Raw genomic sequence first — 21,853 nt, forward strand, 5'->3', positions numbered from 1 at the left:
GTGCCCACGGGTATGCCGGTTCTTTTCCGGTCCTTCACGCGCGGGGCGGTAAACGGGGCAGATTAAAACAAGAGGGACGGGGCAGGCGGTCCTGAGGGCACCGGAGCGTTCCGGGGTGTTTCCGGGGTGTTTCCGGGGTGTTTCCGGGGTGTGAGGAGGCGTCAGTGGCGGAACGGCATATCGAGGTCGCGCTCGACCGGCGCGGGGTGCGCTGCACGGCCCGATTGCTCGACGACCGGGCGCCGGTCACCTGCACCGCGGTGTGGGACGCGCTCCCGCTGAGCGGCGACGTCTACCACGCCAAGTACGCCCGCAACGAGATCTACGCCCTCTTCCCACCGTTCGCCGAACGCGAGCCACCCCTGGAGAACCCCACCGTCACCCCGATCCCGGGCGACCTCTGCTACTTCTCCTTCGCCGGCACGGAACTGGCCACCAGCTCCTACGGCTACGACCGCGAAGTCCACCCCGGCACCACCCTCGTCGATCTCGCCCTCTTCTACGAACGCAACAACCTCCTCCTCAACGGCGACGTGGGCTGGGTACCGGGCATCGTCTGGGGCGAGGTGGTCGAGGGCCTGGACCGGATGGCGGAGGCCTGCAACGACCTGTGGCGAACGGGGGCGCAGGGGGAGACGCTGACGTTCCGCCGCGCCTAGGGCCTGTCGTCACATTCCCGTCGTCGCCCGGAGCGCGGTCCGGTCCCGCGCCCGCCGCGGCAGCGGCTGATGTCCGCGTAGGCGCGTGCTCTCGGCGTGCCGGGCGTACACCCTCGTACTGGATGTTGCCCCCCGCGCCCCTAAGGGCACGGCCCTGCGGGCCGATGAAAAGCGGGGCGCAGCCCCTGCTTTGCAGGGGCGCGGGGCGGTATCGATGTGCGGCTCCGCCGCGTGGGCGCGACAAGCCACGACCCACCCGCACCCGCCACACAACCTGTCCTCCCGAGCTAATGGGCGGCGGGGTCGACCGGGCGGCAGCCCTCCGCAACCCCCGCCTCATACAACGCATGCCCCACCCGCAACACCACATCATCCCGATGCCGAGCAGCCACCACCTGCAACCCCACCGGCAGCCCCTCCCCATCCACCCCCACCGGCACACTCGCAGCCGGCTGCTGTGTCATGTTGAACGGATACGTGAACGGCGTCCACCCGGTCCACCGCCGATACCCCATGCCCCGCACCCCCCGAGGCACCTCCACCCCCGCCTCGAACGCGGTGACCGGCACACTCGGCGTGACCAGCACGTCGTAGCGCTCATGAAACGCCCCCATCCGACGCCCAAGATCCATCCGCACATCCACGGCCGCCAGATACTCCAGCGCCGACACCCGAGCCCCCACCCCCCGAATCTCCCGCAACCCCGGGTCCAGCAACGACCGCTCGCGCGCCCCCAGCCGCTGCGTCACCCGCGCCGCCCCGCTGAACCACAGCACATGAAACGCGTCCACAGGATCGGCGAAGTCGGGATCGGCCTCACTGACATACGCCCCGAGCCCGGCCAGTGCCTCCACGGCCCGCCGCACCACACTCCCGACCCCCGGCTGCACGGCGACCTGCCCGCCCAGTGAAGCCGAGTACGCGACCCGCAGCCCCCGCACCCCGCCACCGAGCGCGTCCATGAACGACCCGGAGACCGGCCCGAGCGCGGACCAGTCCCGCGCGTCGGGGCGGCTGATGACGTCCAGCATCAACGCCGCGTCCGCGGCGTCCCGCGCCAGCGGCCCCACATGCGCCAGCGTGCCGAACGCGCTCGCGGGATACAGCGGCACCCGCCCGTATGTCGGCTTCAACCCGAACACCCCGCAGAAGGCGGCCGGAATCCGCACACTGCCACCCCCGTCCGTGCCCAGCGCCAGCGGCCCGGCACCGACCGCGACGGCGGCCGCCGCACCCCCGCTGGACCCTCCGGCCGTACGCGAGAGGTCGTACGGATTCCGCGTCACCCCACTGAGCGGCGAGTCGGTGACCCCCTTCCACCCGAACTCGGGAGTCGTGGTCTTCCCCAGGAACACGGCACCCTGCTCCCGCAGCCGGGCCACGGAAGGCGCGTCCTCATCCCAACGCCCCTCCGCCGAAACGGTCTTGGAGCCCTTCAGCGTCGGCCCACCCCGCATCAGCAGGATGTCCTTCACCGTGACCGGCACCCCGTCCACCACCCCGGCCGGCTCCCCACGCCGCCAGCGCGCCTCCGAGGCCCTGGCCTGCTCCAGCGCCGTATCGACATCGAGCCGTACGAAGGCGTTGACAGCCGGCTGGACACGCTCGGCCCGCTCCAGAACCGCCCGGGTCACCTCCACCGGACTGAACTCACCCTTCCGATAGCCCTCCACGAGCCGTACGGCGGTCAGTCGTGTGAGATCCATCAGAACCCCTAAGACAGTCCTAGTCCCTAGTGCCCGGGCACGTACCCGCGCTGCTTGTCGACCACGTTGGGCAGCGGCTTGCCCGCCTCCCAGAGCCCGTACAACTCCACGAACTGCGCGCCGAGTTCATCGCGCCACCCCACGGTGTCGCCGCTCATGTGGGGCGAGACGATCAGCCCGGGCACCTCCCACAGCGGATCGTCCGGGCCCAGCGGTTCGCGCTCGAAGACATCCAGCGCCGCCCCGGCGATCCACCGCTTCCGCAACGCCTCCACGAGCGCCTCCGTCACGACGAGCTGTCCGCGCCCCACGTTGACGAACCGCGCGGAGGGCTGCATGACGCCGAAGCGGCGCGCGTCGAACATGCCGTGCGTCGCCTCCGTCAGCGGCGCCGCCGCGATCACCCAGTCGGCGCGGGCCAGCAGCCGATCCAGATCCGCGGGTCCGTGGACCCCGGCCCGCGCCACCCGCCCGACCAGGGCGGTATGGACCCCGAGGGCCTTCAGATACCGCGCGACGGCCCGCCCGATCGGCCCCGACCCCACCACGCACGCGCGGCTCCCCGCCACCCGCAGGCCCTCCCGGTGCCGCCACTCCCGCCGCCCCTGCAACTCCAGCGTGCGCGGCAGATCCTTGGCCATGCTCAGGACGAGCGCGGCGACGTACTCGGCGATCGGCCCCTCGAACACCCCGCGCGCGTTCGTCACCACCGTGTCGGACGCGGCCAGTTCGGGGCACAGCAGATGATCCACACCCGCGCTCGCCGTGTGCACCCAGCGCGGCCGCGGCCCGCCGCCCGGCCAGGCGTCCCGCACGGCGCGGGAGGTGAAGTCCCACACCAGCAGCACATCGGCGTACGGCAGCCGCCCGGCCAGCGTCGACGCGTCGGCGTGTTCGATCGTCGCCCGCCCGGTGAGCCGCCCGAGCCGGGGCGGAGGCTCGGCGTCGAGGACGAGAAGGGTCGGTCGGGACATTGAGGTCATAGCGAGGGGAAACCGTCCGTAGTGTGTCCTTCAGTGCCATTTGGTGCACTTACGTATCTGTCGGTTCCTTTGGTGCGCTTGCTGTCTTTTGGGGTCCTTCGGTGGGCCGATTGACCACGCTCGCACTCGAACCTACCTTCGTCAACACGGACTTGCGTACGGTCTGTCGTCCGCCCATCTCTCTGTGTGAGGCCGGTGGCTGCCATGAACATCTCCTTCCTCGGAGGACCCGAGCCGCAACGCGGTGTCGGGGTCATCGCCCCGTTCGACTTCGCCCTCGATCGCGAACTGTGGCGCTGGGTCCCGGACGACATCTCCCTGCACCTCACCCGCACCCCGTACGTCCCGGTGGAGGTGAGCCTCGACCTGGCCCGTCTGGTCTCGGAGCACGAGACGCTCCACGAGGCGGTACGGGCGCTGAACGAGGTCGCCCCCGAGGTCGTGGCCTACGCCTGCACCAGCGGCAGCTTCGTCGGCGGGGTCGCCGGGGAGCGGGCCATGGGCGAGGCGATGACCAGGGCCGGCGCGGCGCACGCGGTCACCACCTCCGGAGCCGTCCTCGACGCGCTCGCCGAGCTGAACGCGCGCCGTATCGCCCTGGTCACCCCGTACACGGTCTCGGTGACCCAGGCCCTGGAGGACTACCTGGCGGAGGCGGACATCAGGGTCACCGGCCGCTCCTCCCTCGGCCTGGTCCGGCACATCTGGAAGGTCCCGTACCGCGATGTGGTCGCCATGGCTCACGAGGCGGTCCGTACGGCGGCGCCGGACGCCCTGTTCATCTCCTGCACCAACCTCCCCACGTACGACGTCATCCCCCAGCTCGAAGCGGAACTGCGGATGCCTGTCCTCTCGGCCAACCAGGTGACGATGTGGGCGGCACTGCGTCAGCTGGGTACCCGGGCGGTGGGCCCGTACCAGGCTCTGCTCGACGAGTCGGCCAGGCAGTCCTTCGGTGCGGGGCCCGTTCCGCCACCGCCGGTACTGCCGGAAGAACAGGAAGGTTGGGCATGACCGCACTAGGTTTCCTCTACCCGGGCCACTCCGCCGAGGACGACTACCCGCGCATAGAGCAACTCCTGGGCAGCGACATCCGGGTGGACCTCGTGCACACCGACATCGGCGAGGACGCCCACCGCGTGGACGCCCTCCGCGAGATGGGCGCCCCCGAACGCCTCGCCGCCGGCTGCGAGGCCCTCCGCCTGGCCGGCGCGGAGGCCGTCGTCTGGGCCTGCACCAGCGGCAGCTTCGTCTACGGCTACGAAGGCGCCCACGACCAGATCCGCACCCTGGCCGTCACCGCCGGCATGCCGGCCTCCTCCACGTCCTTCGCCTTCGCGCACGCGGTCGGCGAGGTGGGCGCCCACCGCGTCGCCGTGGCGGCGACCTACCCCGACGACGTGGCCCAGCTCTTCGCGGACTTCCTGGGAGCCTCCGGCGTGGAGGTCGTCTCCCTGCACGGCGCCGGCGTCATCACAGCGGCAGAGGTCGCCACCTGGACCGTGGACGACATCCTCGGCCTGGCCCGCACCGCCGACCACGAGCGCGCCGACGCCATCCTCCTCCCGGACACCGCCCTCCACACCGCCTCCCATATCCCCACCCTCGAAAAAGAACTCTCCAAACCAGTCCTCACCGCCAACCAGGTCTCGGTCTGGGAGGCGCTGAGGCTGACGGACAGGAGGGTGAACGCCCCAGAACTGGGCGCGTTGTTCACAAGGGAACCAATCGTGCAGGTGTAGTCGCCGGACGCGCCCCTGCTGTTCAGGGGTGCGGGGATCTGCGCGGGGTAGGGGCGGCGGGGGCGGGAATAACCGGAGCCACCCTCCTGTTACCCGTCAACGCACCCCAACCCCACCACATCCCAGGAGGCACCCACCGTGACCACAGACGAGATACGAGGCGGAGCCCACGGCACCGCCCCCGCCCCCCTCTCCGTCCTGGACCTGGTCACGGTAGGCGCCGGCCGCACAGCCACAGACGCCCTCCGCACAAGCGTCACCCTCGCCCGACAGACAGAAGCCCGCGGCTACCACCGCTACTGGGTCGCAGAACACCACTCCATGCCAGGCGTCGCATCATCGTCCCCCGCGGTGATCCTCGCCCACCTGGCCGCCCACACCACCCGCATCCGCCTGGGCTCGGGCGGAGTCATGCTCCCCAACCACGCCCCCCTGGTCATCGCGGAGCAGTTCGGCACACTCGAAGCGATGGCCCCCGGCCGCATAGACCTCGGCCTCGGCAGGGCCCCCGGCACAGACGGCCCCACAGCCGCCGCCCTCCGCCGCACAGTCACCCTCCACGAAGGCGCCGACGACTTCCCCGAGCAACTCGCGGAGCTGACCCGCTTCCTGGACGACGACTTCCCCGACGGCCACCCCTACCGCCGTATCCACGCGGTCCCGGGCCCCATCCAGGGCACCTCACCCGGCGGCGTACAGTCCCCGCACCGCCCCCCGATCTGGCTGCTCGGCTCCTCCGGCTTCAGCGCCCGCCTGGCCGGCACCCTCGGCCTGCCCTTCGCCTTCGCCCACCACTTCTCGGCGCGGAACACGATCCCGGCCCTCGACCTGTACCGCGAGTCGTTCCGTCCCTCCGCGGTCCTCGACACCCCGTACGCGCTGATCGGCGTGTCGGCACTCGCCACGGACGACGAGAAGGACGCCCGCCGTCAGGTGAGGGCGGCGGCCCTGAACATGGTCCGCCTGCGCACCGGCCGCCCCGGCCTCGTTCCGACCCCGGAGGAGGCGGAGGCGTACGAATTCAGCGTGGTCGAGAAGGACTTCATCGACTCCTGGAACGCGGACGTCGTCCACGGCGGCATCGACGAGGTCACCACCCGCCTCGACGACCTCCAAAAGCGCACCGGCGCCGACGAGTTGATGCTCACCACACACGCCCACAGTGCCGACCTGCGCCTGCGCTCGTACGAACTGATCGCGGACGCCTACGACTTGCCGCGCACCAACGGCACCCCGGCGAACTGAGCGTCAGGCCCGAGGACAGGCCGCCGCCCCCAGTATCTCGGCGATCCGCTGCGGCGACACCGCCCGGGAATACAGCCACCCCTGACCGGTGTCGCAGCCGAGCCGGCGCAGCCGGGAGGCCTGGGCGTCGGTCTCGACGCCCTCCGCGGTGACGGTCAGCCCGAGCCGGTGGGCGAGTTGGACGAGGGCCTCGACGATGATCTCGTCGGCCGGGTTCGGCTGGCCGTCGTCCTCGTCCCGGTCCTCCTGCGGGGTCTCGAACTGGAACCCCCGTACGAACGCCCCGTCCAGCTTCAGTACGGAGACCGGCAGCCGGCTCAGATACGCGAGGTTGGAGTAGCCGGTGCCGAAGTCGTCGATGGCGATACGTACGCCCATGTCGCTGAGGGCCTTGAGGGCCTGGAGGGGGCGGCCGGCGGAGCCCATGAGCGCGGACTCGGTGAGTTCGAGCTGGAGCAGGTGCGGGGCGAGCCCGGTCTCGGCGAGGATCTCGGCGACGTCGGCGACGAGGTCGGAGTCCCAGACCTGGCGGACGGCGACGTTCACACTGACGAAGATCGGGGCGCGGTCGGGGTGGTCGAGCTGCCAGCGCCGGGCCTGTCGGCAGGCGGTGGCGAGGACCCACCGCCCGAGCTGGACGATCGAACCGTCCTCCTCGGCCAGTGAGATGAACCGATTCGGCGTCAACACGCCGAACTGCGGGTGGTGCCAGCGCACCAGCGCCTCCACCCCGCGCACCTCGCCGTCCGCCATGCCCACCAGCGGCTGGTACTCCAGGACGAACTCGCCCCGCCCGACGGCCGCCCGCAGCGTCGACGACAGGGCCTGACGGGTCATCCGGTGGGCGTTGCGCTCGGGATCGAACAGCGTCCAGCGGGCCTTGCCGTCGGCCTTCGCCCAGTACAGCGTCGTATCGGCGGCCTGCATCAGCCCGGTCGCGGTCGCACTCGCGGACTGCCGTTCCACGACCCCGATCGAGGCGGAGACGGACAACCGCTGACCGGACAGGTCGAACGGCGCCTGCAGGGCCTTGAGGACGGACTCGGCCAGATCGGCGAGTTGCTCGGTGCCCGTGGAGTCCTCGACCAGCAGGGCGAACTCGTCGCCGCCGAGTCTGGCCACCAGCGGCGCGCCGGCGGAGGTGCCGGGCATGGTGCAGACCCGGGTGTGCCCCGCCGCCTCGGCGCACCGGGTGAGCCGCTCGGCCACGGCCGCGAGCAGCCGGTCGCCGACGCGGTGGCCGAGGGTGTCGTTGACCGCCTTGAACCCGTCCAGGTCCAGGTAGACGAGGCCGATCCGGCCGGTGCCGACCGCGTCGTACACGTCGTACGCGTCCCGCTCCAGGGCGGCGGTGAGGCGTTCGAAGAAGAAGGCGCGGTTGGGGAGCCGGGTCACCGGGTCGTGCATCTGCAAGTGGCGGAGCCTGGCTTGAAGTTGACGGTTTGCGCTGATGTCGGCGACCGAGAGCAGGATCGCCCGCTCCTCCTCGGGCAGCGGCGCCACCGATACCTGCACCCACAACGAGGTCCCGTCGGGACGTTTGAGCCGGCGTGTGCAGCGCAGCCGGGCCTGCCGCCCGCGCAGCACCTCGCGGTAGGCGTGCCAGGTACGCGGGTCCGAGGCCAGGTCCACCAGCTCGGCCGCGACCCGCCCCGTCAACGTCTCCGTCGTCTCCGTTGCCTCCGTCGCGGTCCCTAGCAGCGCCCCCATCGCCTCGTTGGCGGTGACGACCAGCCCGTCCCGGTCGACGACGGCCATGGCCAGCGGCGCGGCGGAGAAGGCGGCGGGTACGGCGGGCGCGTCGGAGGCGACGGGGCTCTCCGGTGTGGACGTCGGTGTGGGTGCCGATGTGGGGGTCGACGACTGAACCGTACCATTGACGTGACGCTCTGTAATCGCCGGCTGGACGAGCTCTACCGCGGGCGCCGGCCCTTGGGACGTTCCGCTCACCGTTCGCTCCCGCAGTGCACTCGTTTTCGTACGGATCTCTCAAGCGTGTCTGTGCAGGAAAGTGTGCCGATCATAGAGGCTGGCCCCAGGGCCTTCTAGCCACTCCCCAGTCTCCCTGAACAACGACCTGATCCGACAGATCGTTTCTGCCCCGAGCTGAACGACTTCCCCGAGGCGTTGATGTGGCATCGAACGCCTGTGACGTTCCGTGAGCGTCCGGGGCGTCGACCCCCGCTGACTATCTGACCGCCCCTCACTCGTCCGGTGTAGACAAACAGGGCAAAGTATTACTAATTCCGAAAATCTGGATGCGGTGTTCCCAAGATCCGCATCCGGAGGTCTCCGTGCAGCGTCCGCTCCCCGGGAAGGGGCCTCTGCGACCTCTGTGGCCTCTGCGACCTCTGTGGCCTCTGCGGTCTCTGCGGCCTCTGTGGCAGGGTCTCCTCGGCGACCGGGCGTCCGATCTGCGCAGAGCGGCGGCCATGGCGACCTCGATGACCGCGCTCGCCGCGACCTCCCTGATCGCGGCGCCCTCGGTCGCCGTACCCCTGTCCGAGGCATGCGCGCTGCGACGGACCCACGCGCACCACTCGGAAGGCTTGGACACTTGGAACTCCGCATATCCGCGTCCCACCCGTGACCTCGATGCGGTACTGGTGTTCCTTTCTTTCCCGGACGCGACCCCCCTTACCACTCCGGCCGAGCTGACCGCCGATCACTTTCCCGCCACCAGCCAGTTCTTCGAACGCGCCTCGTACGGCAAGTTCGCGCTCCGGCCGCATCCACGCCGCGAGTGGCTGCAGATGCCGCGGCCGTCGACGGCGTACGCCATAAGGCGTGACTGGCACGCGGCCGACCGCGCCGCCTACCTGAAGGACGCGCTCGAGGCGGCCGACCCGCACGTCGACTTCTCCCGCTACGACATCGTGTACTTCATCGCCGACCCGCACGCGCCCGGCGTCGACTCGGACGCGACGAAGGTGGTGAATCTCGAAACGCCGCTGACTGTCGACGACACGGACCTCCACCGGGTCGTCACCGTGTTCGAGAAGCATCCGCCGGACCGCCTGGTCCTCGCCCATGAGACCGGCCATGTCTTCGACCTGCCCGACCTCTACCACCGCCCCGTCGACGGCAAGGGCGACTGGGACACCCACGTCGGCGACTGGGACCTCATGGGCAGCCAGTTCGCCCTCGCGCCGGACCTGTTCGCCTGGCACAAGTGGAAGCTGGGCTGGCTGGAGCCGCACCAGGTGGCGTGTGTGCGGGGGGTGGGGAGCACGCGGTTGACGCTGGAGGCGGTGGGGGCGGGGGCGGTGGCGGGGTCGTGGGGGGCATACGTGAGTGCGGGTGCGGGTGCGGGTGCGGGTGCGGGTGAGGGTGCGGGTGAGGGTGAGGGTGCCGGTGCCGGCGGCAGCGGTGGTACCAGTGGTGTGGTGGCCGGGGCGCCGGCCTTCGGTTCCGGTCGGGGGACGAAGCTGGCGGTCATCCGTACCGGTCCCGACAGTGCGCTCGCCATCGAGGCGCGGGGCGCGGTCGGCAACGACCACGCCGTCTGCACCCAGGGCGTCCTCGTCTACCGCATCCGCGGCGGCACCGAGTCCGGCAGCGGCCCCATCGAGGTCCTCGACGCCCATCCGCGCACCGAGGCCTGCTGGGAGGACTCCGTCTATCCGCCGCTCGCGGACGCCCCGGTGGGGGTCGGAGAGAGCTTCACGGTGCCGGGGGAGGGGGTACGGGTGGAGGTGGAGGGCCGTACACCGTCCGGGGCGTGGATCGTGAAGGTCACGACGGGATGGCGGCCCTCGATATAGCGGTCTCGGCATAGCGGTCTCGACGCCGGACGCAAGAAGCCCCTCGCTTCCGCGAGGGGCTTCTTCGTGTCGTGCGCCGCCAGGGACTCGAACCCCGGACCCGCTGATTAAGAGTCAGCTGCTCTAACCAACTGAGCTAGCGGCGCCTGCTGACGTCGTAGACATTAGCACCCTGATCGGCGGGAGGAAAAATCGATATCCGCACGGTCGCGGAGGCGCTCGCACGGGCCGCCCGGACGGCCGCCCAGAGCAGGACCTCGGGCCCCGGCAGCCATGGCCCCCGGGTGTCCGGGGCGACGACCCACCGAGACCCGAGCCGGGCGTGCTCGCCGGGGTCGGTGGTGTCGGTGGTGTCAGTGGTGCCGGTGGTGCCGGTGGTGCGCACTGCGGGGACGGTCACCGCGTCTCCGGCGCCGTGACAGAGGAGCGGCGGAACGGCGCCGGTGCGGCCGGGGGAGCCCCATTCCTCCCACTCCAGGAGCGCGGGCAGGCGGTGGGCGGTGCCGGGCGAGGCGAAGAGCAGCATGCGTCCGCGGTACACGGCCACCGGTCCGGACCCGGGCCCCTCGTCCCACAGCCGGTCGAGCATCCGCCGCCCGAAGATCGCCGGCACACTGACGACATCGAACACGGTCCCGCAAGGCAGCACCACCGGCGCCGCCGGCCGCTCCTCCCACAACGCCAACGTGCTACGCGGATACGTCCCCGCCGAGGCCAGCCAAGCCGCCCCCTCCACCGTGACCCCCGAAGCGCCCAGTCCACCCTTCGGACACCTGCCCGATCCAGTCCCACCGCTCATACATCCAGATCTACCGCCCGTCACCACCCGATTCCCCAGGGTTGCCGAATTCCGGTACGGGAGCAGGGCAAGTGGGCTATCTTGCCCACCCGGCATATGCCGGGGGTCGTATCTGGACGCAATCGTGCCGCTGGGACGATGGGGGTACCTCCCGCTCGAGCGAAGCCGAGAGCGGGGGAGGGTGGGCGTAGCGGCACCCGGCCGGCGCCGGTGAGCGAAACCCCGCCCCGAGCTCAGCCCCGCGCCGGGTCACGTACAGCCAGGCCTCAGAGAAGCCCTCAGATGACCTCCGGCCCGCTCGCATCCCGGCCCCGCAACAGATCCCGCCCAAACTCGATCATCTTCTTCGCATAGTCCTCGGTCCACTCCGCCCGCTCCGCGACATCCGCCGCGGTCAGCCGATCGAACCGCCGAGGATCGGCAAGCTGCGCCGCCGCGATCGCCTGGAACTCCACCGCCCGATCCGCCGCCGCCCGAAACGCCTGCGCCAACTCCGTCGCCCGCGCCAACAACGCCCGCGGATCGTCGATCGACTCCAGATCGAAGAAGTGCTCGGGATCACCGGCCGCCTCCGCCGGCTCGAAGAGCAGGGGCGCGGGGCGTAGCCGCGGTTCGTGCCGACGCGGCGTGGGCTCCGCCATGTCTCGTCCTCCTCGTACGACGGTTCAGTGGGCCTGTCCCCGGGGGCGTCCCAAAAGGAGGGCCACCGTCCATTGTCTCGTGACCGCGCAAGTAGGCATCAAGCCTTGGCGCCCTAAGGCCGCCACCCCACCCGATGCTCCGCAAGCGTCGCCAGCACCGCGTGGTTCGCCTCCCACCCGTCCGGGAACTTCACGGTCACCCCCAGCTGCACCGGCTCGGTCGACGGATGGTCGTCGAGGAGCTCGGTCACCCCGGCCCGGCACACCACGATGCACGCATGCCGGTGCCGTGACGCGAGCACGCACAGCCGCCCGGTCTCCAGATGGAACGCCGTCGCGTCGGGCCGCCCGGACAGCGGATGCAGGACGACCGTGACGTCGTACTCCCGCCCTTGGAGCCGGTTCGCCGTGTCCACGACCACATCGGCGACCCCCAGCTCGGCCAGCGCGGAGCGCACGGCGGCGGCCTGGTCCCGATGGGCGGTTCCGACGGCGATCCGGTCGGCGGTCAACGGCACGGGCTCCTCGGACCGCTCCGAGGTCGCCGCCCCACCCCGGTCGAGCAGCCGCCGTACGACCCGCGCGACCGCCCGTACCGCCTCGGGGTCGGTGCGGGGCGTGTGCCGCGCCGGCAGCTCCAGCAGCCCCCACCCCGACTCGGCCGCCTCGTCGATGACCCGGTCGGGACCCGAGCCGTCCGACGGCACCGCGAACCCGAGCCGCCGGTCCCCGTGCCCCGTACCACTCCGGAACGGCGTGAACGGATAGAACGCGTCCGAGACGAGCGGCGCGGCGGACGCCGGAAGCCGCCACGACACCGGCAGCCGGTGCTGCGGCAGCTCGGGGTTGTGGGCGAGCAGCGTCGTCACCGCCGAGGCCGACGGGTCGTACGACAGCCCCGCCCACTGCTCGCTGCCGACGATCGCGAACGGGTCCAGCTGCCCGGGGTCGCCCACGAACAGCGCCCGCTCGAACAGCCCCGCCACGGCCAGCAGCGCGTCCGACCGCATCTGGTACGCCTCGTCGACGATCGCGTGCCGCCACGGCTCGACCCCCTTGACGTGCGCCCACTTGGCGGCCGTGGAGATCACGACGTCGAGCCCGGCGAGCTCGGCCGCCTTCGTCGACTTCCGTACGTTCGGCAGAGCGTCCAGCGCCTTGTCGTACGGGTCGCTGTCGCTGCTGTGCAGCCGCCCGACCGGGAGGTCCGCGTCCTTCTCCGCGAGCCGGATCACCAGGTCGTCCACCTGCGCGTTCGTCTGCGCGATGATCATCAACGGGCGCCCGGCGGAGGCGAGCTCGAGCGCGGCGCGCACGACGAGCGTGGACTTCCCGGCCCCGGGCGGCGAGTCGACGACGACACCGCGCGCGGTGCCGTGCAGGGTGTCGCGGAGAATCGAGTCGGTGGCCTGTGCGGCGGCGATACCGGGATCAATAGGAGCTTTCCGGTCCTGGTCCGTCACTGGTTGTGCCATTCAGGTGACGGATGGTAGCTTCGTTGTGTGCTGAGCGAGAGCCAAGCCAGCACAGCAAACTCCAATCTCTGGGGAGACCGGGCTGGTTCCAACCCGGCTGGTGTTGATCGCGGAAGACTCGGGCGCTCGTTGAGCGGTCGAGCGGCGTGAGCCAGGAATCCCGCTTGTTCGCAAGGGGGAGGGTTCAAAGCACGTCCTCCTCGGTCACGGGGTCGGCGACTTCGGACACGGCGGCCGCCTCACCCGGCGGCCCGCCGTGCGTCCACGGTGTCTCCTCGGGGTCGGGCAGCTTGGCTCCGCCCCGCTGGTCGTGCTCGAAGAGGGTGAAGCAGAGAAGGTCGCCCTTCTCGGGGACGGACCCCTCCTCCGGCTCCTTGCCGCGCCCCATCTTGTCCATGATCCGCAGCACCACCAGGGCGCCGTCGTCCTCGTACCCCACGAACTCGGCCGTCTGCGGCTTTCCGCCCAGCGAGCGGTACACCTTCGCACGCTCCCCGAGATGCGGCCGGTCCTGCGTCCGTACGGTGACCAGCGGCCGTGGGCTGGGCCGCTTGCCCTCGCTGTACGCCATCACCACCTCGACGACCTCACCGGCGAACGCCTCCCCGGCCAGCCGTCGCCCGGCCATGACGAGCGGGTCGTCCAGGGCCTCCTGGGCGTCGAGGCGGGCCTGCTCCCGCTCCCGCGCGGCCAGTTTGTTCGCGGCGGTGACCGCGTCGTCGATGCGCGGTTGCGGGGGCTCCCCGGCGAGGACACGATCCCGGTGGCCGGTGAAGGACCAGCGGTCGCGGGTCCACCGGTCGGCCACATGGGCACCCTCCTCCGGCAGATCGCGACGCAGCAGGTCGAGGCCGTGCCAGACCGCGTCCCAGGTGGGCCGGGTGCGGCTCTCGACCAGGGCCCGGATCTCCCGCTCGGCGGCGGTCAGCGCCCCCAGCCGGTCGTCGGCCTCCATGCCGTCCTCGGCGGCGGCCAGGGCGAGCCGTGCCCGGTCGTACCGCTCGATGGCCGGGGCCAGCAGCTTGTTGTCGAACGCCGGGTCGGTGGCGGGACCGGCGGGCGGACACAGCAGCTGGCCCTCCGTGTCCCGCGCCAGCTCGGCCCACCGCGCCGCCGCCTCGCCCGACTGCCCCTCCGGGGGGTCGATCCAGGCGAGCAGCGACCCCAGGTGCTGGTCCTCGACGCCGGACTGCCCGGTCGCCCAGTGGTGTGACAGCAGGTCGGTCAGGGCGAGCAGCAGTGAGGAGCCCGGCACCCGCGCCCGCTCCCCGAAGTGCGTGAGCCACCGCCCGAGCAGCGGCACCCGCGGCGGCGCCGGATGCGGTGCCTCCGGATCCTGCTCTGCGGTGCGCCTGAACCGCATGGAGCGCCCGAGGAGCCGTACGAAGTCGATGCCCGTGCGGCTGGGCACGATCAACTGCGGGGCGTCCGCGCACAGTTCGACCTCGACCTTGACCCGCTTGCCGGTCTCGGGATCGGTCTCGCCCCGCTCGGCGGCCTCCACGACGTCGGCGTACGCGTCCATGTACGGCAGTACGACGTCGGCGAGCTCCACCAGGAACGCGAACCGCAGATCACGGTCCCGGGGCTGTGGCACCACCAGCAGGCGCGGCGTGTCCCGGTCGGTGCCGACGAGCGCGCCCAGCGGGGCCCCGGCCTCACCGGCGGTGGTGAGCGGCACGAAGACGAGTGGGTGCTCGGAGAGATGCCGGTGGCGGACGGTGGCGCTGGGCTGGGCCCGGCCCGTGCTGACGGCTTCGAGGCGGGCCAGGGTCGACATCAGCGACATGTCCCACCCCCGGTGGATTCGGCGCTCAGCGCCTCCGCCCGCAGCTCCGCGGCTCTCCGCAGCGCCGCCACCGTCGGGTCGTCGGGGTCGCCGGCCATGCCGTGGGCCGCCGCCAGTACGTCCTCGACCGTGGTGAGGCCGCCCAGCTCGGCCCGTGCGGCGCGCCCCAGGGACGTCACCGCGCCCTCCGCGCGGGAGCGGGCCCGGCAGTGGAAGGCCAGCTCGCAGGCGGCCAGGCACTCGGGGGCGTAGGTGGCGGAGAGGGCCTCGACGGCGGTCGTCAGCTCCTCCTGGGGAAGATCCGGGGCGAAGCAGGTCCCTTCGGGGAGGGAGTCCGCGATCTCCTCGATACGGGTGAGCCGGGTCAACTGGCGGCGGGTGACCGCCCGTTGCTTACGGACATCCACCGCGGCGGCCGTAGGGAGGTTGGTGAAGTCCTTGGGGCACACCAGCAGCACCCGGTGACGCACCTCGGGCGCCGGGCCGCCCTTTTGGGCGCTCCGCCTCCGGGGCGCCTCAGCCGGTGTCGAGGGGACGACCGTGCTCGACCCTTCGGGCCTCCGCGCGCTCGCCCCCTCGACACCGGCGCGCCCCTCCGGCTCCGCGCCGAGCCGGGCGGCGACCTCCTCCAGGGCCAGGACGTACACCGCGGACTGGCGGGCCGCCGCGCCGACCTTCGCCGCGTCCGCCGAACCGTCCAGCATCGGGAAGGACTTGATCTCCACGACCGTCCAGGTGCCGTCCGGGTGCACCACCACCGCGTCCGGCTCCAGGAAGGCGGGGGAGCCCGCGACGTCCAGCGCCAGCATGGGGTGGTCGAGCAGCGCCCAGCCGCCGGTGTCCGTGGCCTCGCGCAGCGCCAGCGCCGTACGGGCGGCGCGGCCCTCGGGGCCGACGGCGGCGAGGTCGGGGACCGAGGCCGTGGTCGGCGGTTCGGCTCCCGGGTCCAGCTTCTCGTGCACCAGCCGCAGCAGCTCCGCGCCGCCGTCCGCTTTGACCCGGGCCTCGAAGGCGTTGCCCCGCATGAAGGCGAACTGGGACTGGCCGAAGGCGGAGGGCGAGCCGAGCGCGCTCGCCAGCACCGCCTTGTTCACCCCCGCGCCGTCCAGCAGCGCGCGCCGCTCGCAGCCGGGGTTGGCCGCGAGCGCGGCGAGGGCGCGCGCGTCCAGCGCCTTGGGTGGGACCTCGGGTCCGCGCAGCTCAGCGAGCCGCTGCCGCAGCGCCGTCCCCCGCGTCCGAGGAGACGGCACCCGGCTCGGGTTCGGTGATCCGCTGCCGTGGAATTCGCTCACCCGGGGAAGTCTGGCACCCACCACTGACAATTGGGGAAACCGTGCCCCGAGAGGCGGCCGCGACCGGTGTGACGGACTCCTCGGCGCGCCCCCACTCCGGGCCGGTCTCCGGCTTGCCCTCCGGCCCGGCCGACACTCCGAGCCCGAGCGAGACCCGGCACCGGTCCACGGCCCGCAGCACCACCGGCGTGAGCAGCAGACCCGCCCCCATCACGGCCGCGCCCGCCACCGCGTCGAGGAAGTAGTGGTTCGCGGTGCCCATCACCACGATCGTCGTGATCAGCGGATACGAGACGGCCGCTGTCCTCACCAGGCGCGAGCCGCCGCCGAGACGCCACAGGATGACACCGCACCACAGCGACCAGCCGACGTGCAGGCTCGGCATCGCCGCGTACTGGTTCGTCATGCCGCCGAGCCCTCGGGGCGCGCTGGCCTCGCCGCCCCACCAGCCCCACGCGCTGTAGTGGGCCATCGTGTCGACGAAGCCCTGCGCCGAGTGCAGGAGCCGGGGTGGGCAGGTGGGGTACAGGGTGAAGCCGATCAGGCCGATGAAGGTGGAGGTCATCAGCCAGGTGCGGGCCGCGCGGTAGTGCGCGGTGCGGGAGCGGAAGAGCCACACCAGGAGTACGGGGGTGACGAGGTAGTGCAGGGACGCGTACCAGAAGTCGGCGGGTATCCCTATCCAGGGTTCGCGGGTGAACAGCCGGTTCAGCGGATGCTCGGCGTTCAGCCACAGGGCCTTCTCGACGCGCAGGATCGCTAGGCCGTGGTCGACGGCGTTCGCCGTGTCGCCGCGCGCGAGGAGCCGGCCGGCCGAGTACGCCCCGTACACCAGCAGGATCAGCGGCAGCTCGCGCCACCAGCGGAGCCGGAGCCGGGGCCGGGCGTGCGGAGCCGTCTCGGTGATCGGTGCGCCGGACCCTTCGCGGACCGATGCGCCAGGCCCTTCGCCGACCGATGCCTCGATACCCTCGCCGACCGGTGCCTCGGTCGCCTCGGCCTGCGGCATCCGATCGCCTCCCCCATCCGCTTTCGCCTGTGTTCATCTGTGCTTCGTGTGCAGGATGTTGTCCAAGACGCCGCTATCGCCTCACGGGTTGCTCCCCGACAGCCTGAGCGATGATGGAAACAACCGCCCCTTAATTTTTCCTTCTCGCAGAAGACACCCGAAAGGCCACCTCATGGCACCGCGCATCCTGTTGGCCCGGCACGGACAGACGGAATGGTCCCTGCTCGGCAAGCACACCGGCAGGACGGACATCCCCCTCCTCGAAGAGGGCCGACGCGGCGCGAAGCTCCTCGGCGAGCGCCTCCACCGGGCACCCCTGGACGGGCTGCCCGGTGTCGAGGTCCGTACGAGTCCCCTCTCACGCGCGCGTGAGACCTGCGAACTGGCCGGCTTCGGCGACCGCGCCACCGTCTGGGACACGCTCATGGAGGTGGACTACGGGGCGTACGAGGGACTCACCCCCGCCGAGATTCGGTCCTTCCGGCCGGGGTGGCTGATGTGGCGCGACGGTGTCCCCGAAGGGGAGACCCTTCGGCAGCTCACCGCGCGCGCGGACGAGGTGGTCGCGTGGGCGCGGTCCGCCGAGCGCGACGGCAGCGATGTCCTCGTCTTCGCCCATGGGCACATCCTGCGCTCCATAGCGGCACGGTGGCTGGGGCTGGGCATCGACTTCGCGGCGCGGGTACGGCTGAACCCGACGTCGCTGTCGGTGCTGGGCTGGGCCTACGGGGAACCGGCGATCGAGTCCTGGAACGACACGGGGCACCTGGCCGGCTAGCCGTTGTGTGTCGGCGCCCGGCGTTCGCGGCTGGGCGGGGGTGGGTCGCGCTTGCCGGCGCTCACAGGGTGCCGCTGCGCCCACCCTCCCCCACTCTCGGCTTCTCCCCCACTCTCGGCTTCTCCCCCACTCTCGGCTTCTCCCCCACTCTCGGCTTCGCTCGAGCGGGAGGTGCCCCCATGAGCGGGAGGTGCCCCCATGAGCGGGAGGGGCCCCCATGAGCGGGAGGTGCCCCCATCGCCCCAGCGGCACGACTGCCCGCAGTCAGGACGGGCTACGCCGTACGCGCGACCCCCGCGTGCCGCTCCAGAAACGCGCAGACCCCAGAGGCCCTCCGGTGCGGCAACAGCACGCGCGCGGTACCGGCCAGCATCTGCTGCACCCGCGAGGACTGGACCTCGTCCAGAAGATCGAGCACCCGCATCCCGGCCGCCGCGGCCTCATCGGGCCGCCCCCCACGCGCGAGATCATCCGCGAGCTCGGCGGTGTAGAGCGCGATGTTCCGCGTGAAGTGCGGATTCTGCAGCCCGGCTGCCCGCCGCGCGTGCCGCGCCGCCCGAGGCCAGTCCCCCAGCGTGGACCAGCACTGCGCCTCCAGCCCCTCCAGCTCGGCCTCCCCGTAGAAGCTCATCCACTCCGGATCGGCGTCGGAGGTCCCGCGCGCGTACAGGGCATGCGCTCGGGCCAACGCCTGCTCGGTCCCCGTGCGGTCGGCGAGCCCCGCCCAGCCGCCCGCCTCCCGTAGCGCCAGCAGCGACATCAGCCGCGGCGAACCGAGCGGCCGCGCGACCCGCTGTGCCGCCTGCGCCGCCCGTACGGCCTCCCGCGGCCGTCCCGCGTCGCGCGCGAGGAAGGCCGTGTTGCAGAACGCGTGCGCCTCCAGGCCGGGGTCCCCCGCCATCCGGGCCGTGGCCAGCGCCTCCGCGTAATGTGAGCGGGCGTCGTCGAAACGCCCCGAGTCATGGGCCAACCAGCCCACGGAGATGGCGAGTTCACCCGCGCCTGCGTACAGCCGGTCGGTGGTGGACTGCCGGGTGGTGCCCGCGTCGAGCAGTGAGTACGCGGCCCGCAGCGGCGCCGAGGCCCTGCGGTACAGGCCGTCCGCCCCGTGCCGGTCGTCGAGCAGCCGGATCTTGCGTACGGCCGCTTCGAGGGCGCCCGCCTCCGCCGTACCCGCCCGGTGGACGGAACGGCCCGCGGCGGACGCCGTGCCACCGAGGGCGAACGGGCCGAACGAGGCGGCCGCCATCGCGGCCGTACCCCCGGTCATGAATGCGCGACGCTGCACGTCGCTCTCCTCGTGGTTCTGGTACGTCTGCTGCGTGTCCCGCCGGCCGTGCGTACAGCCCGTGTCGCCCAGCGGGTCCCGCATGTCGTACATCTCTTGCGTGTCATACGGCTCGTACGCCCCTTCCGTCTCACCCCTCGTGCCGTGCGAGGAGTGCGAACGGCTCTTGGTGCGAGAGGAGGGCGCCTCCTCGGCGGGGCGCGCCCCCCGACCGCGTACCTCCGCGCGGGGCGCAAAGCCCAGGTCGGTCAGTGTCCGGCCGGGGAACATATGCAGGAACACCCGCTCGTACGCGTAGTTGGGACAGCGGATCTCGCCCGCCTCGACCCTCCCGACGTAGCGCGCGTCACAGCTCACCCGCTCGCCGATCTCACGCGCGGCCCGCCGTACCGCGGCGGCGAACTCGCCAGGCGAACGCTGCCCGCGCAGCTGCCGAAAGGCGAGGTTCGGCCGCTGTGGTCGGGGGGACTGGGTTGAGGTCACCGATGACGACGCCATGGCCGGGCCCTCTCTCGCGAACCGTCGAACCGTGCCGGAACAGGGAGGAGTTGTGCGTGTCCTGCATGGTTGATTCCGCACAGTTGATTCCTCTGTGTCCGGCGGGCAAGAACGTACCGGCCCCACCGGTGCCCCGACGCGAGGTTTGGCTACAAACCGGATATCTCATCCTTGATCTGCCATGAACTGCCATCCTTTGCGGCGCAGTTTCGCCGTAGCCGTTGACGGACTGACGCGTTGGGCAACGTGGACCGGGAGCTGGCTCGTATGTGTGGGAGGCCCGGATGAAGAACGTCGAACCCCGTTCCGAGTGCGACCTGGTGACCGTGCCCGCGCGGCAGGGACTGGAGGCGGTCGACATCCTCCGCCGCGGTGCCGTCGACGCGGTGGGGCCCGTCATGACGGTCGGTCCCGTTCTGCACGACGACAGCTGTGGCACGCTCGGATTCCTCGTCCCGCCCGGAACGGCGGACGCGTGGGACGTGCCGGGCAGCACGTGTACGCACAGCGACGGCCGGGGGGCGGTGTTGGCGCCCGCCGATGGTGCGGACTGGCTGCTGCCGCCCGGGGAGGCGGACCTCGCGACGGATCCTGCGGTGCTCAGGGCTGCGCTGGGCGAGGCGGCTCGGTTGATTGAGGCGGCCGACAACTGCAGGTGAGCCGGGTGCTTGACCAGCGGCCATGTCGTCCCGCCCCGATAATGGGTTGATGGGCAGGTCGAAGAAGGGGGCGGCGCGGCGGCAGGCCGCTGAAGCCGTGGTCGAGAAGGTCGATGGCGGGCTTGCCGAGTTGCTGCCCGATCGGGATCGGGCGCGGGCCTGGACGTTGCTTGTCGACGGGGCGCCGCAGTCGCATGTCGATCTCGATGATCCGGCTCATCTCTCCTTCGAGTATCAGCGGCGTCTCGGGCATGTGATCGATCTTGTCGCGCCGCCCGCTCGGGCCGTGCACGCCGTTCATCTCGGTGGGGGCGCTTTCACCCTCGCTCGGTATGTCGCCGCCACCCGGCCCCGCTCCACCCAACAGGTCGTCGAACGTGATGCCGCCCTCGTCCAACTGGTGCGCCGTGAGCTGCCGTTGGATCCGAACGCGCGGATACGGGTGCGGTCGGTGGACGCGCGGGAAGGGCTTGCCAAGGTGCCCGAGGGATGGGCGGATCTGGTGATCGCGGATGTGTTCAGCGCGGCGCGCACGCCGGCGCATTTGACGTCGACGGAATTTCTCATGGAGGTGCGTCGGGTGGTGAAGCCCGGCGGGTTCTACGCCGCCAACCTCGCCGACGGGCCCCCGCTCGCCCATCTGCGCGGCCAGATCGCCACCGCGGCGGCCGTCTTTCCCGAGCTGGCACTCGTCGCCGACCCGACCGTGCTGCGGGGCAAACGGTTCGGCAACGCGGTCCTCGTCGCCTCCGACCAGCCGCTGCCCATCGCCGAGTTGACCCGTCGCGCCGCCTCCGACCCGCATCCGGGCCGGGTCGAGCACGGCAAGGCGCTCACCGACTTCACGGGTGGCGCGGTGCCGGTGACGGACGCGGCGGCCATCGCCTCACCGGCCCCACCGCCGTCGGCGTTCCGCTGACCGCCGGTCGCCGGGCCGGCCTTCAGTAGGTCTGGACGGCCACGCGGGGCGCGCTGTCGTGCCAGGTGCAGAACACCGTCACCCGGTCCGCGCCGGACGCGAACTCGACCCGGATCCACGTCTCCGTCTTCCACACCTGCATCGACCAGCCCGAACCGGGCGTGGCCGAGACGAGGGTCGCGTATGTGTCGTCGAGGGAGAAGACGGCCCGGCCGCCCTCGGTGTCGTAGCTCTTGATCCGGCCGGAGTAGGTGGGTGTGCCGGCACTCGGACCGGCGCTGGGTGGCGCGGACTCCGAAGGGGTCGGCGAGGGCTCGGCGCGGTCGCTCTTGTCCGGCTCCGGCTCCGGCTCCGGTGCCGGTCGCTTCGTGCTCGAGGGGGTCGGGCGGGCAGTGCCCGGGTCCGGCGCGGGTGCCCCCTGGGCCTTCGCGTCGACAGCTGTGATGGGCAGGGCACGGGGCGGGTCGTAGGCGGTGCCGGCCATCACCGAGTGGACACCCCACCACGACAGCGTGGCCGCCGCGCCCGTGGCGAGCAGCCAGGCCAGTAGGTGGAGGAGTCCTCTGCGCATCGCGGCCATACTGCCCCACGAGCCCCAGGAGTGTCC

Annotated in this window: 19 protein-coding genes and 1 tRNA gene; 8 read left to right on the forward strand and 12 right to left on the reverse strand. The window is 71.7% G+C overall.

Annotated features, from left to right (window positions below):
• The first annotated feature begins 164 nt into the window (after positions 1-164).
• On the forward strand, positions 165-659 hold the full coding sequence (locus CES90_RS24535; protein WP_189784049.1) for a DUF3830 family protein: 495 nt from the start codon (positions 165-167) through the stop codon (positions 657-659).
• Between the two features lie 287 nt (positions 660-946).
• On the opposite strand, the gene CES90_RS24540 is transcribed toward CES90_RS24535, so the two are convergent.
• Both CES90_RS24540 and CES90_RS24545 read right to left on the reverse strand, forming a co-directional pair.
• Entirely contained in the window at positions 947-2,368 is a 1,422-nt protein-coding gene (locus tag CES90_RS24540) for an amidase (protein WP_189784167.1), read from the reverse strand.
• 23 nt (positions 2,369-2,391) lie between these two features.
• Positions 2,392-3,348 (reverse strand): D-2-hydroxyacid dehydrogenase, encoded by a 957-nt coding sequence (locus CES90_RS24545; protein WP_189784048.1) that lies wholly within the window; start codon positions 3,346-3,348, stop codon positions 2,392-2,394.
• 204 nt (positions 3,349-3,552) lie between these two features.
• Between CES90_RS24545 and CES90_RS24550 the strand changes: the two genes are divergently transcribed.
• From CES90_RS24550 to CES90_RS24560, 3 genes are all read left to right on the forward strand, one after another.
• On the forward strand, positions 3,553-4,362 hold the full coding sequence (locus CES90_RS24550) for a maleate cis-trans isomerase family protein (RefSeq protein WP_189784047.1): 810 nt from the start codon (positions 3,553-3,555) through the stop codon (positions 4,360-4,362).
• On the forward strand, positions 4,359-5,090 hold the full coding sequence (locus CES90_RS24555; RefSeq protein WP_189784046.1) for a maleate cis-trans isomerase family protein: 732 nt from the start codon (positions 4,359-4,361) through the stop codon (positions 5,088-5,090). The genes CES90_RS24550 and CES90_RS24555 overlap by 4 nt, the downstream gene beginning before the upstream one ends.
• A gap of 138 nt (positions 5,091-5,228) precedes the next feature.
• Positions 5,229-6,335, forward strand: a complete 1,107-nt coding sequence (locus CES90_RS24560; protein WP_189784045.1) for an LLM class flavin-dependent oxidoreductase — start codon at positions 5,229-5,231, stop codon at positions 6,333-6,335.
• A 3-nt stretch (positions 6,336-6,338) separates the two neighbouring features.
• Here the strand turns inward: CES90_RS24560 and CES90_RS24565 are convergent, their stop codons facing one another.
• Positions 6,339-8,093 (reverse strand): putative bifunctional diguanylate cyclase/phosphodiesterase, encoded by a 1,755-nt coding sequence (locus CES90_RS24565; protein ID WP_229913929.1) that lies wholly within the window; start codon positions 8,091-8,093, stop codon positions 6,339-6,341.
• 674 nt (positions 8,094-8,767) lie between these two features.
• Here CES90_RS24565 and CES90_RS24570 point away from each other — a divergent pair.
• Entirely contained in the window at positions 8,768-10,099 is a 1,332-nt protein-coding gene (locus CES90_RS24570) for a M6 family metalloprotease domain-containing protein (RefSeq protein WP_373313388.1), read from the forward strand.
• Between the two features lie 72 nt (positions 10,100-10,171).
• Here CES90_RS24570 and CES90_RS24575 read toward each other — a convergent pair.
• From CES90_RS24575 to CES90_RS24605, 7 genes are all read right to left on the reverse strand, one after another.
• Positions 10,172-10,245: transfer RNA gene (locus tag CES90_RS24575), tRNA-Lys, on the reverse strand.
• A complete protein-coding gene (locus CES90_RS24580; RefSeq protein ID WP_189784042.1) occupies positions 10,236-10,898 on the reverse strand; it encodes a bifunctional DNA primase/polymerase in 663 nt (220 codons plus the stop codon). The genes CES90_RS24575 and CES90_RS24580 overlap by 10 nt, the downstream gene beginning before the upstream one ends.
• A gap of 278 nt (positions 10,899-11,176) precedes the next feature.
• On the reverse strand, positions 11,177-11,539 hold the full coding sequence (locus CES90_RS24585; protein WP_189784041.1) for a hypothetical protein: 363 nt from the start codon (positions 11,537-11,539) through the stop codon (positions 11,177-11,179).
• Between the two features lie 113 nt (positions 11,540-11,652).
• Complete coding sequence (locus CES90_RS24590) at positions 11,653-13,014, reverse strand: AAA domain-containing protein (protein ID WP_189784040.1); 1,362 nt, start codon at positions 13,012-13,014, stop codon at positions 11,653-11,655.
• A gap of 184 nt (positions 13,015-13,198) precedes the next feature.
• Entirely contained in the window at positions 13,199-14,803 is a 1,605-nt protein-coding gene (locus tag CES90_RS24595; RefSeq protein ID WP_189784039.1) for a hypothetical protein, read from the reverse strand.
• On the reverse strand, positions 14,794-16,053 hold the full coding sequence (locus tag CES90_RS24600) for a hypothetical protein (protein ID WP_189784166.1): 1,260 nt from the start codon (positions 16,051-16,053) through the stop codon (positions 14,794-14,796). Before CES90_RS24600 ends, CES90_RS24595 begins: the two co-directional genes overlap by 10 nt.
• Positions 16,004-17,104 (reverse strand): phosphatase PAP2 family protein, encoded by a 1,101-nt coding sequence (locus tag CES90_RS24605; RefSeq protein ID WP_189784038.1) that lies wholly within the window; start codon positions 17,102-17,104, stop codon positions 16,004-16,006. The genes CES90_RS24600 and CES90_RS24605 overlap by 50 nt, the downstream gene beginning before the upstream one ends.
• A gap of 172 nt (positions 17,105-17,276) precedes the next feature.
• Here CES90_RS24605 and CES90_RS24610 point away from each other — a divergent pair, with 172 nt between their 5' ends.
• Positions 17,277-17,882, forward strand: coding sequence for a histidine phosphatase family protein (locus CES90_RS24610; protein ID WP_189784037.1), 606 nt, complete (start codon positions 17,277-17,279; stop codon positions 17,880-17,882).
• Between the two features lie 274 nt (positions 17,883-18,156).
• Here the strand turns inward: CES90_RS24610 and CES90_RS24615 are convergent, their stop codons facing one another.
• Positions 18,157-19,668 carry a hypothetical protein gene (locus CES90_RS24615; protein ID WP_189784036.1) on the reverse strand — a complete coding sequence of 504 codons (1,512 nt, stop codon included), beginning with the start codon at positions 19,666-19,668 and terminating at the stop codon, positions 18,157-18,159.
• Positions 19,669-19,952: 284 nt separating this feature from the next.
• Here CES90_RS24615 and CES90_RS24620 point away from each other — a divergent pair, with 284 nt between their 5' ends.
• Complete coding sequence (locus tag CES90_RS24620) at positions 19,953-20,327, forward strand: hypothetical protein (RefSeq protein WP_189784035.1); 375 nt, start codon at positions 19,953-19,955, stop codon at positions 20,325-20,327.
• 49 nt (positions 20,328-20,376) lie between these two features.
• Positions 20,377-21,246 carry a spermidine synthase gene (locus tag CES90_RS24625; RefSeq protein ID WP_189784034.1) on the forward strand — a complete coding sequence of 290 codons (870 nt, stop codon included), beginning with the start codon at positions 20,377-20,379 and terminating at the stop codon, positions 21,244-21,246.
• A gap of 22 nt (positions 21,247-21,268) precedes the next feature.
• Here the strand turns inward: CES90_RS24625 and CES90_RS24630 are convergent, their stop codons facing one another.
• On the reverse strand, positions 21,269-21,826 hold the full coding sequence (locus CES90_RS24630) for a hypothetical protein (RefSeq protein ID WP_189784033.1): 558 nt from the start codon (positions 21,824-21,826) through the stop codon (positions 21,269-21,271).
• Positions 21,827-21,853: the final 27 nt, after the last annotated feature.

Source organism: Streptomyces capitiformicae (assembly GCF_002214185.1).
GTDB lineage: Bacteria > Actinomycetota > Actinomycetes > Streptomycetales > Streptomycetaceae > Streptomyces > Streptomyces capitiformicae.

What these genes read in the sequence shown, in the direction of transcription:
- CES90_RS24545 (WP_189784048.1), bottom strand. Translation starts at nt 3,348, where the DNA reads ATGACCTCAATGTCCCGACCGACCCTTCTCGTCCTCGACGCCGAGCCT.
- CES90_RS24550 (WP_189784047.1), top strand. Translation starts at nt 3,553, where the DNA reads ATGAACATCTCCTTCCTCGGAGGACCCGAGCCGCAACGCGGTGTCGGG.
- CES90_RS24555 (WP_189784046.1), top strand. Translation starts at nt 4,359, where the DNA reads ATGACCGCACTAGGTTTCCTCTACCCGGGCCACTCCGCCGAGGACGAC.
- CES90_RS24565 (WP_229913929.1), bottom strand. Translation starts at nt 8,093, where the DNA reads ATGGCCGTCGTCGACCGGGACGGGCTGGTCGTCACCGCCAACGAGGCG.
- CES90_RS24570 (WP_373313388.1), top strand. Translation starts at nt 8,768, where the DNA reads ATGGCGACCTCGATGACCGCGCTCGCCGCGACCTCCCTGATCGCGGCG.
- CES90_RS24580 (WP_189784042.1), bottom strand. Translation starts at nt 10,898, where the DNA reads ATGAGCGGTGGGACTGGATCGGGCAGGTGTCCGAAGGGTGGACTGGGC.
- CES90_RS24585 (WP_189784041.1), bottom strand. Translation starts at nt 11,539, where the DNA reads ATGGCGGAGCCCACGCCGCGTCGGCACGAACCGCGGCTACGCCCCGCG.
- CES90_RS24590 (WP_189784040.1), bottom strand. Translation starts at nt 13,014, where the DNA reads ATGGCACAACCAGTGACGGACCAGGACCGGAAAGCTCCTATTGATCCC.
- CES90_RS24595 (WP_189784039.1), bottom strand. Translation starts at nt 14,803, where the DNA reads ATGTCGCTGATGTCGACCCTGGCCCGCCTCGAAGCCGTCAGCACGGGC.
- CES90_RS24605 (WP_189784038.1), bottom strand. Translation starts at nt 17,104, where the DNA reads ATGCCGCAGGCCGAGGCGACCGAGGCACCGGTCGGCGAGGGTATCGAG.
- CES90_RS24610 (WP_189784037.1), top strand. Translation starts at nt 17,277, where the DNA reads ATGGCACCGCGCATCCTGTTGGCCCGGCACGGACAGACGGAATGGTCC.
- CES90_RS24615 (WP_189784036.1), bottom strand. Translation starts at nt 19,668, where the DNA reads ATGGCGTCGTCATCGGTGACCTCAACCCAGTCCCCCCGACCACAGCGG.
- CES90_RS24620 (WP_189784035.1), top strand. Translation starts at nt 19,953, where the DNA reads ATGAAGAACGTCGAACCCCGTTCCGAGTGCGACCTGGTGACCGTGCCC.
- CES90_RS24625 (WP_189784034.1), top strand. Translation starts at nt 20,377, where the DNA reads ATGGGCAGGTCGAAGAAGGGGGCGGCGCGGCGGCAGGCCGCTGAAGCC.
- CES90_RS24630 (WP_189784033.1), bottom strand. Translation starts at nt 21,826, where the DNA reads ATGGCCGCGATGCGCAGAGGACTCCTCCACCTACTGGCCTGGCTGCTC.